Source organism: Laedolimicola ammoniilytica (genome assembly GCF_025567165.1).
Taxonomy (GTDB): Bacteria; Bacillota; Clostridia; order Lachnospirales; family Lachnospiraceae; genus Laedolimicola; species Laedolimicola ammoniilytica.
This window is the reverse complement of the sequence record NZ_JAOQKC010000010.1, coordinates 51,529-65,812: the sequence shown is the minus strand read 5'-3', so window position 1 is coordinate 65,812 and position 14,284 is coordinate 51,529. Positions and strand designations below refer to the sequence as shown.

Below are 14,284 nucleotides of genomic sequence, written 5' to 3'. Positions count from 1 at the left end.
TGCTTTTATTTCAAAATGAATACCGCGCTTCCATACGCGGGCATTTCCCAGATAATTCTGCCGTCCCGGATCTCTGCGTCCGTGCCGGTCAGCACTTCCTGTGCGCCTGATGCGGACACCGGACAGTTGATTTCCATGTGGACCGGGTTTGCATCGTTGTTCACCGCTGTGACCACGGCCTCATTTCCCAGGATTCTGGCAAATGCGTACTGCCGGTTCGTCAGAAGCAGCTCCCGGTACACGCCGTCGGTCAGCGCTCGCTGTGCCTGATGGATGGCTCCCAGTTTACATAATAATTTTTTCAGTTCCGGAACCGGAGGATTCGCCTCCATCTCGGAAAGAATCAGGCGCGGCCGCAGACGATCATCGCAGGCTCCCTCTTTCCGACCCTCCACGCCCCACTCGCCGCCGTAGTAGACGGAGGGGATACCGGGCAGCGTGTACATCAGAGTGTATACAGACTGTAAAAAGCCCTTTTCGTTTAACTTATCTACGATGCGATCCACGTCGTGATTCTCCACGAAGGTGTAGAGCCTGCAGCCCTTGTAGATGCCGCCGTTCGCGTCAAACTGCCGTCGGATCGTGTGCGCGATTTCAAAATAATTGTGGTCATTGTGGCCGGAATACAGGCCCTTCCACAGTTCGTAGTTGGTCACCGAATGAAGCATCTCATCATTAACCCATCGGGCGTAATCCCCGTGAATCACCTCACCCATCAGCCAGAAATCCGCCTTTTTCTGGGACGTCACCCAGCGCAGCTCCTTCATAAAATCAAACTGCAGGCAGTCGGCGCAGTCCAGGCGGATGCCGTCGATATCAAACTCATCGATCCAGAACCGCACCACGTCCAGCAGGTAATCCTTCACGCCCCGATCCCAGAGATTCAGGTTCGCCAGCTCGAAGCAGTTGTGCCAGGCCTTGTAGTAAAAACCGTCGTTGTAATGGGTGTTGCCCTCGAAGCTCACGTCCTGATACCAGTAGCGGTAGGGAGAATTCTCCCGGTTCTTCTGAATATCCTGGAATGCGAAAAATTCGCGGCCGGTGTGGTTGAACACACCGTCTACCACGACCCGGATACCATGGTCATGGCAGAGCTTTACGAAACGCCTGAAGTCCTCATTGTCGCCCAGGCGGCTGTCTACCTGCCTGTAATCCTTCGTGTCATAGCCGTGGGTGGTGGACTCGAATAGCGGCCCAATGTAGGTCGCTGTGACGCCGAGCTCCTTCATATGCGGCACCCACTCATCCAGCTCCCGGAGCCGATGCGTTACTCCCTCTTCCGTATGGGTCTTGGGCGCGCCCAGAAGTCCCAGCGGATAAATATGATAAAAAATGGCTTCTTCATACCATTTGGCCATCTTATCTTCCTCCCTTTACAAGTCTTTTCTAAAATCCATCATGAATAGATACCGTGCATGAACTGATGCACCAGCGCCTCGATCTCCTCTTCCGTAATCTGCACGTCCTCCCGTTTGCTGGTCTCCTGCTTCATGACGATATAGTACAGAACCAGGCCGATAAAACCTAAAGAAAACTGCCGCTGCCGCCCGTGCATATTGCCCAGATCCGCCGAGGCGTCAATGAAAATCTGCTCGATGGCCTGCTGCAGGCGGAGCACCAGGGGGCGCACCGCCTTATAGGCGTCATTTCCCCTGGCCGAGTGATAGAGCGCCACGAAAAGCGCCGAAAACTCCGGTTCCCGCGCCACGAAGGACGCCGCCGTCCGGGCCGCCGCGCACAGGGTGTTCTTCAAGTCGCCGTGGTAAGCGCACGCTTCTTTAAGCTCCGCCGCGAAGCCCTCGCTCCGGCTCTTCAGAAGCTGCTCCAGAAGACCATATTTACTTTTAAAATAATAGTACAGCGTCGGCTTCGTCACGCCCGACCGCTCCGCGATCTCCTGCACGCCCACCGCGTCGTAGCCTCTGGTGTAAAATAAATCCAGCGCTGTCTCAAGAATCGTTTCCCTGTTATCCATACTGTCTGCCCTCTTTAAAATGCCGCTGATCCTGTGTTTTATTTCATTATATACCGAACGGTATAATGCGTCAACATTTTCACCAATCTTTTCCTCTCTTTTTTATTTTTCAGATTATTGGATGGCGTTGACTTTCTTTTCTGTATTTTTTATAATAAATTCAGAGGGAGTTTCGTGAATCACTTTTAAGAGAGGTATACTTATGGTCTTATCTGTAACTTTAAATCCCTGCATCGACAAAACCATTTATCTGGATAATCTGGAAGTCGGCGCTTACAACCGGGTGAAGAATACCCGCGTAGACCTGTCCGGAAAAGGACTGAATGTGAGCACCGTGCTGAATAACCTGAAAGAAGAAACCATGTGCATGGGACTGAACTTCCGTGAAAGCGGCAATACTCTGGAACATGCCATGACAGCCCGGGGCCTGCAATACTATTTTGTCCGTTCAGAGGGCGCTATCCGAACGAATATCAAGCTTTTTGACCAGTCCAACCACATCCTGACTGAGGTCAATGAGGCCGGACCTAACGTCTCCTTCGCTGCCATCGAAAAGCTGGTGGACGAAATTGATGTGCGACTGGATCACACACATATTCTGGTGTTAAGCGGCAGCGTGCCGCCCGGCGTCCCCGCCAATATCTATCAGCGCCTCATCCACCTGGCCCACAAAAAAGATGTCAAGACTGTGCTGGACACCACCGGTGAACCGTTCCGGCTGGGACTGGAAGAGAAGCCCTTCCTGATTAAGCCCAACAGTAAGGAATTTGAGCAGGCCTTCAAGAACGAACTGAAATCCGGCAAGGGTCCCCTCGAGGTTGCCCGCCAAATCGTAGATGGGGGCATCCCCTATGTCTGCATTTCCATGGGCGCCGACGGCGCGCTATTGCTGGATCAGGAGCACACCTACCGGGCGAAAGCCGTTCCTGTGGAGGCTAAGGGGCTGACCGGCGCCGGCGATTCCATGGTGGCCGGTATGTGCTATGCTCTCCGCAAGCGCCTGGATACCGCCGATATGCTCCGCTATGCCATGGCCTGTGCGGCCGGTTCCGTCCGCCAGGAAGGCACCCTGCTGGCCCAGGAGGCCGACGTGAAGGAACTTCTGCCCCAGGTGGAGCTGGAGATCATCGCCTGACTGTTTTTTGAAAATAGTTCTGACAGCAAAAGCGTTCCGTTGACATAACTCTTCCTCCTGAACGCTGAATATCTGAAAATACGATACCGCCAGTCCTCTACAGACTGGCGGTACTTTTATATCTGCCCTTTCTTCTCTTTTGCTTTCTCCATCGCTTCCGTCTCCCGCACTATCCCCGGAAATGTCTTCAAAAACAGAACCGTCGTCATCGTCGCGGCTATCACATCCGCAGCCGGCTCTGACAGGAACGCCGCTTCCGCGCTCACCAGCATCGGAAGCAGTATCAGGCAGGAAAAATAAATCAGCTTCCGGAAAGCGGAACAGAACAGGGCCCGTTTCACGTGCCCCAGCGCCGTAGTCTCGTCCACCAGCGGATACTGCACAGCCAGCGGCACAATCATGGCGGTAAATACTTTGATATACCGTACGGATCGCAGCTTGATTTCCGTGTCTTTCGTGAACATACTCACATAGAGCGGCGACAGCGTATACGTAAATACCATCATCAGACTGCAGAAAATCACACAAAGTCCGGTGATGCACCAAATGGCTTTCCGAATCCGTCCCGCATCGCCCCTGCCATAATTAAAGCTGACCACCGGCTGACTGCCCAGGGTAATGCCGCTCATGGGCATGGTAATGATCAGAAGGTAGCTCTGCACAATGGTGGCGCAGGTAACCAGAATATCGCCCTCGCCCGGACCTCCGTAGCGCTGCAGCACCGTGTTCAGTACAATCAGCAGGATACTGTCGCTGGCGATAATCAGAAACGGAGAAAATCCGAAGCTTATGATTTTCCGCATCGTCTGTTTGGCAAAGCCGCCCCAGCCAAGTCTTATGGGCATTCTTTTTCCCCGCAGACTGACCAGCACGAAAACCGCAGAGGCAAGCTGGGAAATCACAGTGGCCACAGCCGCGCCGGCCACTCCCATATGAAAGCCGAAGATAAAGACCGGATCCAGAACGATATTGAGCACGGCTCCCAGCATGACGGTCACCATACCCAGGCCGGAAAAGCCCTGGGCAATCAGAAAGCTGTTCATGCCCGTGGATAACAACGCAAAAAGCGTTCCCAGCGTATAAATCGTCACGTAGGTGTTCGCATAAGCAAATGTGGCCTGACTCGCGCCAAACCACATCAGAAATTTTTCTTTTAGGGCCAGAAAACCAAAGGTCAGAAGCACTGACGTCACCAGCAGCATAAAAAAGCTGTTATTCAATATCTTCTGGGCTTCCCGCTCGTCCCCGGCTCCCATCCGCATGGCCATAATCGGCGATCCGCCCAGGCTAATCAGAGAAGCAAAGGAAGACAGCAGGGTGACAATGGGCGCGCACACGCCCACTCCGGCCAATGCCAGACTTCCCACACCTGCGCCGATGTACATCCGATCCACGATGGAATACAGGACGCTTACAAACTGTGCCAGCATGGTGGGAATCGCAAGCCGCAGCACCAGCGGGAATATCGGATCCTTTCCCAAATCATTTGTATGTCTCATTTTAAATCTCAAAATCCTTTTCCAACAAAATGGTATGACCAAACTCATCCAGTCTGCTCTTCTTCACCTTGCCAAAAAGTCCTTTCTTACCACCCCGGTCAATGGCTTCGTCTACCATCTCCTTGACCTCGGCCACGTTGACCAGGTGATCGCTGCGCTGGTTGTTGCCGATGCGGTTGTACAGGGCCAGCACGGCCATCTCATCCAGGACGCATTCCTGCTCCAGCGCATAGGACTCTCCGAAGGCTACCAGCTCCTTGTTGGTAAACACCGGGATATCGATGGTGCGGGTGAACTTTGCTCCCAGGCTCTCACAACGGATAAACAGCTTGCGGATCTCCTCTTTCTCATCCTCCAGGATGACCAGAAGGCCGCCGGTCTTACGGGTCATGGCGTGGGACAGCTGTACGGCAGTCTCACTCCTCAAAGCTCCCGCTTTTTCAATCAGCAGGGCTCCGCCGCCCAGCTTCTGAATCACGCCGGATACATTCTTGCCGTTCAGGTTATCCGCCGGTATCTTGGCCATCTTCGCGCCCTTAATGCGGCGCTGCTTCTGCAGTGCCTTTACGATATCGGCCGCCAGCGTGGTCTTGCCATTGCCGCTCTCGCCGGTGATGACGATATTGCCAAGCAGAGAATCGTCCCTGCGTTCTTTCCGCATCCGATCCTCTTCCAGGAGGGCTGCCAGCTGCTGGTTCATGCCCCGCACAGAGGTGAAGTATGCAAACAGCTTCTTCTGCTCCTCGGAAAGCTGTCCGGAGGGCAGGGTCGCTACGGTTTCTTCCAGATCCTTTTTCAGGTTGTCCAGCATGGGGGAGATGTACTCTGTCTCTGTCTCTTCCTCTTCCGGCTGTGACTGCTCCTCAGGCGCCGTCGCCTCTGTCTGCGCAGGCTGTTCTTCTTTTACACCTTCCACCACAGTTTCTGCTGCAGGCTCCTCTGTCGCGGCTGCTTCACTCGGCGCTTCCAGAATCTCCAGAATCTCCTGCGGCTCTTTCACTGTCCCGACAGTATCCACAGACTGCTCCGCAATTTCTGTCTTCTCCGGCTCACACTCTGTCTCGACCTCTGACGGTGCTTCCAGAACCTCCAGAATTTCCTGCGGTTCTTTTCTATTATCCACCGATTTCTCCGGTTCTTTTTTCTCCACAACAGACGCTTCCGTCTGCGGCTCCATCGCCGCCTTCACCGTCTGCGATGAGCTGTCACGCTCGATGGGATCCACATGAACCTTATAGGGATACCGTCCCTCGATCTCTTCGATCAGACGCAATACCTCTTCCGGTACCGTCTGCTTCACTTCGATATTCAGATCCGGAAGCTGGCCGGTGGCCCGTAAGTAGTCCCGCTCTTTCTTTCGCTCTTCGTCACGCCTGGCTGCCTCAGCAATGGCCGCTTCGGTCTCCCGCTTCTTCTCCTCCCAGCTGCTCAGCACGTCTTCGATGCTCATCTGGCCGGTGATCTGTTTCTCTACGACACTCTCGTCCGGATCGAAGGTAATCTGTCCGGTATCGGTCTGTCCCAGAAACCCCGAAGGCTTTACAGGCTCTGAAGGCTCTTTTTTCTCCCGCAGAAGCTTATCCGGATCCACGGCCTCAAACTGCTGCGCCTCCCGCACTTCCGGTACCTCTTCCGGAGCCGTCGGAAGCTCTTTCTCAGGCTCTTCCGGGTTCAGTTCTTCCGCCTGCTCCTCATGGTGCAGCTCTTCCTCAATATAATCCTGCACGCCCTCCGCCAGGGCTGCCTGCAGATTCACGGTATTGAACTTGTCTTCCATATTTACGGGCCTGATCTCGATATCCTTTGCCCGCTCCTCACCCACCATCTGGCGGTACTTCTCTTCCTGGGACGCGGTCAGCGGCTGGATCTTCATTTTCAGTTCCATGGCCTTGCGCACATACTCGCCCTCGCTGAACCACAGAATCAGATCGTCGCACTCCTCCACGCACTTGGAGAGCTGTCCGTCCTGATAGTAAAGCTCTGCCAGCTCATAAGCCCACTGCTCCTGATATTCCCGGCTCTTATACTCCTCCAGAATCGCGATCTGATCCTCGATGGCAGCGCCTCTGCCCTTGTAAATCTTGTATTTCAGCACGTAGCGGCCCAGATCGTGCGGCGCGATCTTCACGAACTCCTTGTACAGATCCACCGCCTCGTCGTAATCCTCCATCTTCACCGCCAGCTCCGCCATCTTGTATACAATCATACGTCCAATGGGCGCGCAGTCATAGGCGATATTCAGAATCTCATAGCTGTCCTCATAACGTTCCGTATATTCGTAGGCTTCCGCCACTTCCATCAAAAGGCCCACATTGCGGACCTTTCTCCAGTCGATGGAGTCCGCAATCTTCGCCGCCGTCTCGTAATTTTTCCTGTCCAGCTGCTTTTCCAGCTGTTCTGTCTTTATCTGAAATTCATATTTATCCAACGATATTCACCTCAGTTATTTCCGCACATTCTTAAACTTTAGTGTATCACAGGGCTGTATGCTTGTCAAAGCAAAACACCCGGAGAAATTCGCCATTTCTCCGGGTGTAACATACTTTTATTCTGTAATTTCTGTAATAGCCAGCGCCAGCGCGCCGTCGCCGATGTGGCAGGATACGCTTAAGGACAGCGGGTCTACAAAACCGACCTGATATCCCGGAAATGCCGCCTCGACCTCGTCGCGGAATTTCAGGGCCTCGACCTCGTTGTTGGTGTGCGCGATATCCATGTGAACCTTATGAGCCGCCACGCCGCCGAAACGGGTCTCAATGTCCTCCCGGATATGGTCAATCATCAGCTGTTTGGCCTGGTGCATGGTGCGGGCCTTGGCACAGCTGTCCAGCTTCTCGCCCTGGATGGTCAGCACCGGCTTCAGACGGAGCATGGTCCCGATGGCCGCTACTGCCGGAGTCAGACGGCCACCCTTTTTCAGGTATTTTAAGGTGGCTACGGTGATGTAGATGCTGGAATTCTTTCCGGTTTCTTCCAGGAAATCTTTGATCTCCTGACCGCTTTTTCCATCCTTCACCATGGCAAGGGCTGTGTCCACGGAACGTCTCTGGGTAACGGAAATCCGGTGGTTATTGACTACAAATACTCTGTCTTCATAATCCGCCGCCAGCGCTGCCGCTGTCTGGCAGGAGCCTGACAGGCCGCTGGACATGGGAATCTGTACGATCTCGTCATACTCCTTTAGAAGCTCGTCCCAAAGCTTCAGGATCGCGTGGGGAGACGGCTGGGAGGTCGCGATATCCGCATCTCCTTTCAGCTTCTCGTAAAACTCTTCCTGTGTCAGATTGATTCCTTCAAAATATTCATTTCCATCAATTGTAAAAGGCATCGGCAACACATGGATTCCCATCTTCTGTGCTTCTTCCTGCGTAATACCACTGTTACTGTCCGTCACAACCGCTATCTTTTTCAACTGGGCTGCCCCCTTCCATTACTTTTCCACTGCAAATACCACAAGTATAGCAATTTGTTTGGAAAAAGGCAAGAATTTACACTTCATTTTAACTTATTTCTTCATCTTCGGCTGGAAAATCAGGCTGGCCAGGTAGCCGAACACCAGGGCCGCGCTGATGCCTACGGCGCTGGCCTGGAAGCCGCCTTTGAAAATACCTAAGAAGCCGTCTGCGTCCACGGCCTCTTTGACGCCTTTCCAGAGAACGTTACCGAAGCCAAGCAACGGGACAGAGGCTCCTGCGCCCGCGAATTTCCGGAAGGGTTCATAGGCACCGACAGCGCCCAGTACCGCGCCGGTGCAGACCAATAGTACCATAATGCGGCCCGGCATCATTTTCGTCTTTTCCATGAGGATCTGGACCAGAGCGCAGATGAGGCCGCCGATGAGGAATGCTTTTACGTAGTCCATGGCTTTTCTCCCTTCTTATCAGCAATGTTCTATCACCACCGCGTGAGCGATGCCCGGCACACTTTGGCCTTCATGAAAGCTTACCGTAGATAACAATGCTCCGGTGGGTACAAAGAGCATCCGCTTCCACTCCCCGCTCTCGATCTTCGGCAGCAGATACGCCGCCAGCGTCACCGCGGAGCAGGCGCAGCCACTGCCGCCGGAGTGGGTGTCCTGCTTCTCCGGATCGAAGATCAGAATCCCGCAGTCCTGATGCCGGGCGGAAATATCGTAGCCGCGTTCGCTGGCCAGATCGATCAGAATCTTCTGTCCCACTACGCCCAGGTCTCCAGTCACAATGGCGTCGTAATCCTCCGGATTTCTTCCAAAGTCTTCCAGATGCGTACAGATGGTATCGCAGGCCGCAGGAGCCATGCAGGCTCCCATATTCATGGAATCCTTCACCCCGTAATCGATGACCTTTCCCGGCGTGGCTCCGGTGATTTTCGCATGTCCGCCGCTGCCGGACAATACGAAAGCCCCGCTGCCGGTCACGGTCCAGGTGGCCGACTTGGGACGCTGGCCTCCATAGCCCAGCGGAAAGCGGAACTGCTTCTCGGCGCTGCCGAAATGGCTGGATGTCAGGGCCAGCACCGCCTCGGAATACCCGCCCTGAACGGTCATGGCTCCCAGCATCAGTGCCTCGCCTATGGTCGAACAGGCCCCGTACAGGCCAAACAAAGGCAGCTTCAAATCCATCACCCCGAAGGACGTGGCGATGAGCTGTCCCAACAGATCCCCGGAAAAAAGATACCGCACCGGCGGCACGCCCGGCCCCGGAAGCTCCGCCGTTTTCTGCATGGCCAACTGCGCTGCCCTTTTCTGCAGCGCGCTCTCCGCCTCCTCCCAGGTAGTCTGTCCCACCATCGGATCCGACTCTATCTCATCAAACAGGGCTCCCAACGGCCCCTCGCTCTCCTTCTTTCCCACCACACTGGCCGCGCTCACGATCTGCGGCGGCCGCTGAAAGCAGATGCTCTGTTTCCCTACAATTGTGTCCATGTATTTTTGCACCTCCGTGTTCCTTTTATCCATTTTCTATTTGGAAATTATTTTCTCCGAACACGGTTATTTTATGCGGGAGGGCAGAAAAATAGTCCTGAGTTTTAGGTCTCCGGACTGTTTTTCCTCTATCTACACTTACTTTTTCTTATGCTTCCCATTCCTCGCCGCCGTTTTAATGAGGGTGGTGTCCACGTCGTCCTCGTAGAGGCGCATTTCTACCTCGATGGGGGTCGGCTCTTTGGTGAGTCGGCGGCCGCCCAGGTGGTTGAAAAAGGCCAGGATGCCGACGGCGAGCCCCAGGGAATAGGTGAATTCCAGGATGGTGTATCCATCGGAAGGCTGGCCGGTCAGGAGGGTGTAGAACTGACGGAACAGATCAACGGTGGAGACGTCGTTGTTGAAGGCCATGATGGAAAATGCAGATCCGAAGAAGCATAGGATGCAGACCAGGCTCACTTTCAGGAAGGTCCAGAACCGGTTCTCCTCTGGTTTGGTGGAATATTCGGCTACGAAATCCATTTCTCCCAGATTCTGGATCTCCAGGCTCGGGTAGACAGCCTGAATTCTCTCGACCACGTCCAGGATCGAAATGACTGTGCGGCCTGCGCAGGAGCGTCTGCCCGGCTTTACATCCTGGAAGGCGTAGAGCTTTTCGGTCTTCAGGCGGTTTACGATTGCCGGATCCGCGCACTGCATTTCCACAGCCTCTCCCAGGGTCAGGACGCGGTTGTAGGTGCGGACGTTTTTTTCGGGTTTCAGGTACAGGATTTCGCTCATGGGGACGCCTCCGTATATCGTATTCTTCCTTTTATTCTGAACAAATTCGTAAATCTTATACGGGTAAACCGCAATCCTATTTCCAACTGAAAGTGTACGACGTTTCCTTTTTTCTACCATGTATATCATTCTCTAACGCATATAGAAAAGCGCTGCCCCGCCATAAAATAATGACTGAACAACGCTCTTTTTATTCTCCCAGATACAGCGCCCCCGTCGGACACACCCGCACGCAGGCCGGGATTTTGCCGGCGCGCTGGCGCTTGATGCAGCCGTCGCATTTCTGGATTTTGCCGTGACGGTTCAGGGAAATGGCCCCCATACGGCAGGCGTTCAGGCACTGGCCGCAGCCGTCGCAGGCGGCGGTATCGTAGAGTACCAGGCCGCTCTCCGCGTCTTTATAGAGGCAGCCCGCCGTACAGGCAGCTGCGCAGGCCGGCACCCGGCAATGGAGGCAGGAATCCGAATGAAACCGGAAGCTCACCTGCCCGTCCCGGCACCTTTCTTCCGTATACACCTGCCTGATCGCCCGCTCCCCCTGCTCCACGTCCGTATCTTTCTCATCCATGCAGGCCATGGCGCAGGCACAGCAGGCCGTGCATTTGCTCTGATCGAACCGGATGGTTTTCGCGCTCATTTACCGCACCTTCTTTCGTATGCCCGCCCGGCTGCTGCGAAAGGCCGGGAAGCCGGAATAAGGATCCACGTTCTCCGGATCCAGCAGTGTATTCACATCCGCTTCCGGGTACCCGTGGTAGATATAGACTGTGCCCGGATCCGCCATATAGGTCAGGTTCGTCTTCAGGCTGATGCAGCCAAAGGCTGTATACACTTCGATCTCATCCCCCTGCTGCACAGAAAGAGCCTCCGCGTCCGCCGGATTCAGATCCGCCGTTGCATCTGGCCGGAGCGACCGGGCCCAGGGAACGTCGTGCAGCCTGGAGTGCAGCGCCCCCGGAATCCGCGGGCCGGAGCACAGGGTAAAGGGATATTTCTCCTGCTCTGCCGCACAAATCGGCTCCCGATATACCGGAAGGCAGTCCAGACTGCAGTCCGGGTACTGTTCCCTGATCTTCGCTATCTCCAGGGAATAGAGTTCGAATTTTCCGCTGGCCGTCGGAAAGCCCTCTGCCAGCATCTTCCCTGGCTTACAGTTTCCCGCCCCCGGCACCTTTACCGGAAACTCCGCCGCCCGAAGCTCCTCGTAGGACACCGGCAAATCAGAAATCAGATACCGGATACACGCTTCCGGCCCCGCAGTCAGAAGCTCGTCGGCAAGCCCCATTTTCCGGGCCAGATCGCAGATAATCCGGATATCCGGTTTTGACTGATACAGCGGCTCGATAACCGGCTGGGTCACCGTCAGATATCCGCCGCTCCAGGCCTTCAGCTCGCTCCGCTCAAAGGAGGTACAGGCCGGCAGTACGATGTCGCAAAGCTTCGCCGTATCCGTCAGGAACAGATCCACATCCACCAGAAAATCCAGCGTCTTTAAGGCTTCCGCCAGCCGATCACTGCCCGGCGCGATCCGATGATTCAACCCGAACCCCACCACCGCCCGAAGGGGATAGGGCTTTTTCTCCCGGATCTGCCTTGCCAAATCCGTAAACTGTGCCTCGTCAATCAGCGCATGCCAAAGCGGGTATTTTTCCCCGCCCACCGGCGAGAAGCCTAGCCTCGTCTTCACCTTCCCGACGAACTCCTTCTCCCGGGTGGCGAAGCCCGCTGCCTGATAATTATAGCTAAACTGTATCGGAATCTGCCCGCCCGTCCGGTCAAAGGATCCGGTGATGGCCGACAGCGCCATAATGGCCCGGTAATTCTGAAATCCGTTCCGATGATGGGCGATGGGCGCGGCGCTCTCATTGATGGCAAGGGGCAGATGGCCTCCGATCAGCTCCGCGGCTGACCTCACCTGCTCCGCCGATACGCCCGTCAGCCTTTCCACCCGCTCCGGCGTAAACTCCTTCACATAGGCCGCGTACTCCGCGAAGCCGTAGACATATTTCGACACATATTCCCGGTCATACCAGCCATTTTCAATCAGTTCATGGGCCAGCCCCAGCGCCAGCGCTCCGTCTGTGCCGGGATGGGGACGCAGATGCAGATCCGAAAGCCTAATGGATGCAGGCGTAATCCGGGAATCTACGATAATCACCTTCATGCCTCTCTTCTTCGCCGCCTCCACTCCGGCTGCCGCCAGATTCCGGGAATAATAGGGATTATAGGCCCAGCCCAGGAAGACCCCTGCATGATCCACATCCGGCGACGACATCACATTGCCGGTCACGGTCAGCCACTGGAGAAAGGTGGAGAACATACAGCTGCCGGACTCTGTCATATAGTTAGGTGTGCCAAACTGATTGGCCAGACGGTGGAGCCAGGGGCGGTACCATTTCGTATAGCCCGAGAAAAAGGCCACTGCTTCAGGTCCGCTCTCCTCTCGAATAGCCAGCAGGCGCTCTGCGATCCGCTCGTAAGCCTCCTCCCAGCTGATGGGCCGGAACTCCCCGCCGCCCCGCTCCCCCACGCGCAAAAGAGGCGTGCGGATCCGATCCTTCCGGTACACATACTGTCTGGCCGCCAGCCCCTTGGCACAGAGAAGCCCGTGGTTCTGGGGATGCTCCGCCGTTCCTTCTATTTTCACAAGCTGCCCGTCCTTCACATAAGCATCGATGCCGCAGTGAAAGGACGGGCAGCAGATATCACATATCGTTCGTTTCCGTTCCATCTAGTTGTCCTTCACAAGTTCTTCTACCGCTTTCCGGATACGTGCAAGGCCTGCCGTGAGCGTCTCCCTGGTACAGCCGAAATTCAGCCGCACGAATTGGCCGCTCCGCTCCCGGTAGGCGTCTCCCATAGACAGCCGTACGCCTGCCTTTTTGAAAAAGTCCGGAAGCTCCGCAGCATCCAGTCCCAGCCCACTGCAATCCAGCCACACCAGGAACATGGCCTCCGGGAAAATGGGTTTGATCTGAGGCAGGTATTTTCTCAGGTAATCCAGAATATAATCCCGGTTACCCTGCAGATAAGCCACCAGCTGATCCGCATAATCATCTCCACAGGTATAAGCTGCCTCCATGGCCACCAGGCTTAAGCAGCTCACGCCCGGCGAGTTTTTAGAAAGTGCCGCACGGAACCGATTCCGCAATGGCTCATTTTCTATGAAGATCACAGAGGCTGCCGTGCCTGCCACGCTGAAAGTCTTGCTGGGCGAGGTGCAGGTAATCGTCCGCCCGCAGAACTCCTCCGACAGGGACGCCAGCGGAATATGCTTTCTACCGTCGTACACAATATCCCCGTGGATCTCGTCAGACAGCATCCATACTCCGTATTTTCCACAGATTTCCCCAGCTTTTCGAAGCTCTTCCTCTGTAAAGCAGCGCCCCTCCGGGTTCTGGGGATTGCAGAACATCCACATCCGGCAGCCCCGGATCTTCGCCTCAAAATCCGCCCAGTCAAACTCGTACCGGCCATTCGTAAGCACCATGGGACTGTCCACAGTCACCCTGTCATTTTTCTCAATGACCTCGAAAAACGGGTCGTAAATCGGCGTATTGATGAGAATCTTGTCCCCCGGCTCTGTAAAGGCCTGCACCGCCGTCGCCATGGCGCAGTCGATGCCCGGCGTCACGGTAATCCACTCCGGCTTCGCCTGAAAACCGTGACGGCGCTGCTGCCAGGAAGCCGCAGCCTGAAGACACGACGCCGAAGGGCGCACATAACCGTAAATGCCGTGATCCACGCAGGCCCGAAGAGCCTCATTTACCTCGTCGGGCGCCCGGAAATCCGTGTCTGCCACCCAAAACGGAAGCAGCATGTCTCTGCCACTTCCGATATATTCTTCGCCCCATTTCGCGCTGTTCTGTCCGACGCGGGAAATGGGCTCGTCAAAATCATAGATTTTTCTGCTCATATTTGCATCTCTTTCCTACAGCTCCATATATACAACAATCTGTATGAATTTGATTATACTATATATCCTGCGGGGC

Annotated in this window: 12 protein-coding genes; 1 reads left to right on the top strand and 11 read right to left on the bottom strand. The window is 55.0% G+C overall.

Annotated features, from left to right (window positions below; genetic code table 11):
• Window positions 1-5: 5 nt before the first annotated feature.
• Window positions 6-1,358, bottom strand: coding sequence for an alpha-amylase family glycosyl hydrolase (locus OCV63_RS08945; RefSeq protein ID WP_158363495.1), 1,353 nt, complete (start codon window positions 1,356-1,358; stop codon window positions 6-8).
• 38 nt (window positions 1,359-1,396) lie between these two features.
• Window positions 1,397-1,975, bottom strand: coding sequence for a TetR/AcrR family transcriptional regulator (locus OCV63_RS08940; RefSeq protein ID WP_158363494.1), 579 nt, complete (start codon window positions 1,973-1,975; stop codon window positions 1,397-1,399).
• Between the two features lie 202 nt (window positions 1,976-2,177).
• Here OCV63_RS08940 and pfkB point away from each other — a divergent pair, with 202 nt between their 5' ends.
• On the top strand, window positions 2,178-3,110 hold the full coding sequence (pfkB, locus tag OCV63_RS08935) for a 1-phosphofructokinase (RefSeq protein ID WP_158363493.1): 933 nt from the start codon (window positions 2,178-2,180) through the stop codon (window positions 3,108-3,110).
• 116 nt (window positions 3,111-3,226) lie between these two features.
• Here pfkB and OCV63_RS08930 read toward each other — a convergent pair whose 3' ends face one another.
• The 9 genes from OCV63_RS08930 to OCV63_RS08890 all read right to left on the bottom strand — a co-directional run bounded on the left by OCV63_RS08930 (window position 3,227) and on the right by OCV63_RS08890 (window position 14,208).
• Entirely contained in the window at window positions 3,227-4,609 is a 1,383-nt protein-coding gene (locus tag OCV63_RS08930) for an MATE family efflux transporter (RefSeq protein ID WP_158363492.1), read from the bottom strand.
• Window position 4,610: 1 nt separating this feature from the next.
• Window positions 4,611-7,037 carry a P-loop NTPase family protein gene (locus OCV63_RS08925; protein WP_158363491.1) on the bottom strand — a complete coding sequence of 809 codons (2,427 nt, stop codon included), beginning with the start codon at window positions 7,035-7,037 and terminating at the stop codon, window positions 4,611-4,613.
• Window positions 7,038-7,154: 117 nt separating this feature from the next.
• Complete coding sequence (locus OCV63_RS08920) at window positions 7,155-8,021, bottom strand: DegV family protein (protein WP_158363490.1); 867 nt, start codon at window positions 8,019-8,021, stop codon at window positions 7,155-7,157.
• A gap of 93 nt (window positions 8,022-8,114) precedes the next feature.
• Complete coding sequence (locus tag OCV63_RS08915) at window positions 8,115-8,471, bottom strand: SpoVA/SpoVAEb family sporulation membrane protein (protein ID WP_158363489.1); 357 nt, start codon at window positions 8,469-8,471, stop codon at window positions 8,115-8,117.
• An 18-nt stretch (window positions 8,472-8,489) separates the two neighbouring features.
• Window positions 8,490-9,512, bottom strand: a complete 1,023-nt coding sequence (locus OCV63_RS08910; protein ID WP_158363488.1) for a stage V sporulation protein AD — start codon at window positions 9,510-9,512, stop codon at window positions 8,490-8,492.
• Between the two features lie 138 nt (window positions 9,513-9,650).
• On the bottom strand, window positions 9,651-10,292 hold the full coding sequence (locus OCV63_RS08905) for a stage V sporulation protein AA (protein ID WP_158363487.1): 642 nt from the start codon (window positions 10,290-10,292) through the stop codon (window positions 9,651-9,653).
• Window positions 10,293-10,482: 190 nt separating this feature from the next.
• Window positions 10,483-10,929, bottom strand: coding sequence for a 4Fe-4S dicluster domain-containing protein (locus tag OCV63_RS08900; protein ID WP_262670754.1), 447 nt, complete (start codon window positions 10,927-10,929; stop codon window positions 10,483-10,485).
• Window positions 10,930-13,023 carry a molybdopterin-containing oxidoreductase family protein gene (locus OCV63_RS08895; RefSeq protein ID WP_158363486.1) on the bottom strand — a complete coding sequence of 698 codons (2,094 nt, stop codon included), beginning with the start codon at window positions 13,021-13,023 and terminating at the stop codon, window positions 10,930-10,932. It lies immediately after the preceding gene.
• Window positions 13,024-14,208, bottom strand: a complete 1,185-nt coding sequence (locus tag OCV63_RS08890) for a MalY/PatB family protein (RefSeq protein WP_158363485.1) — start codon at window positions 14,206-14,208, stop codon at window positions 13,024-13,026. It lies immediately after the preceding gene.
• Window positions 14,209-14,284: the final 76 nt, after the last annotated feature.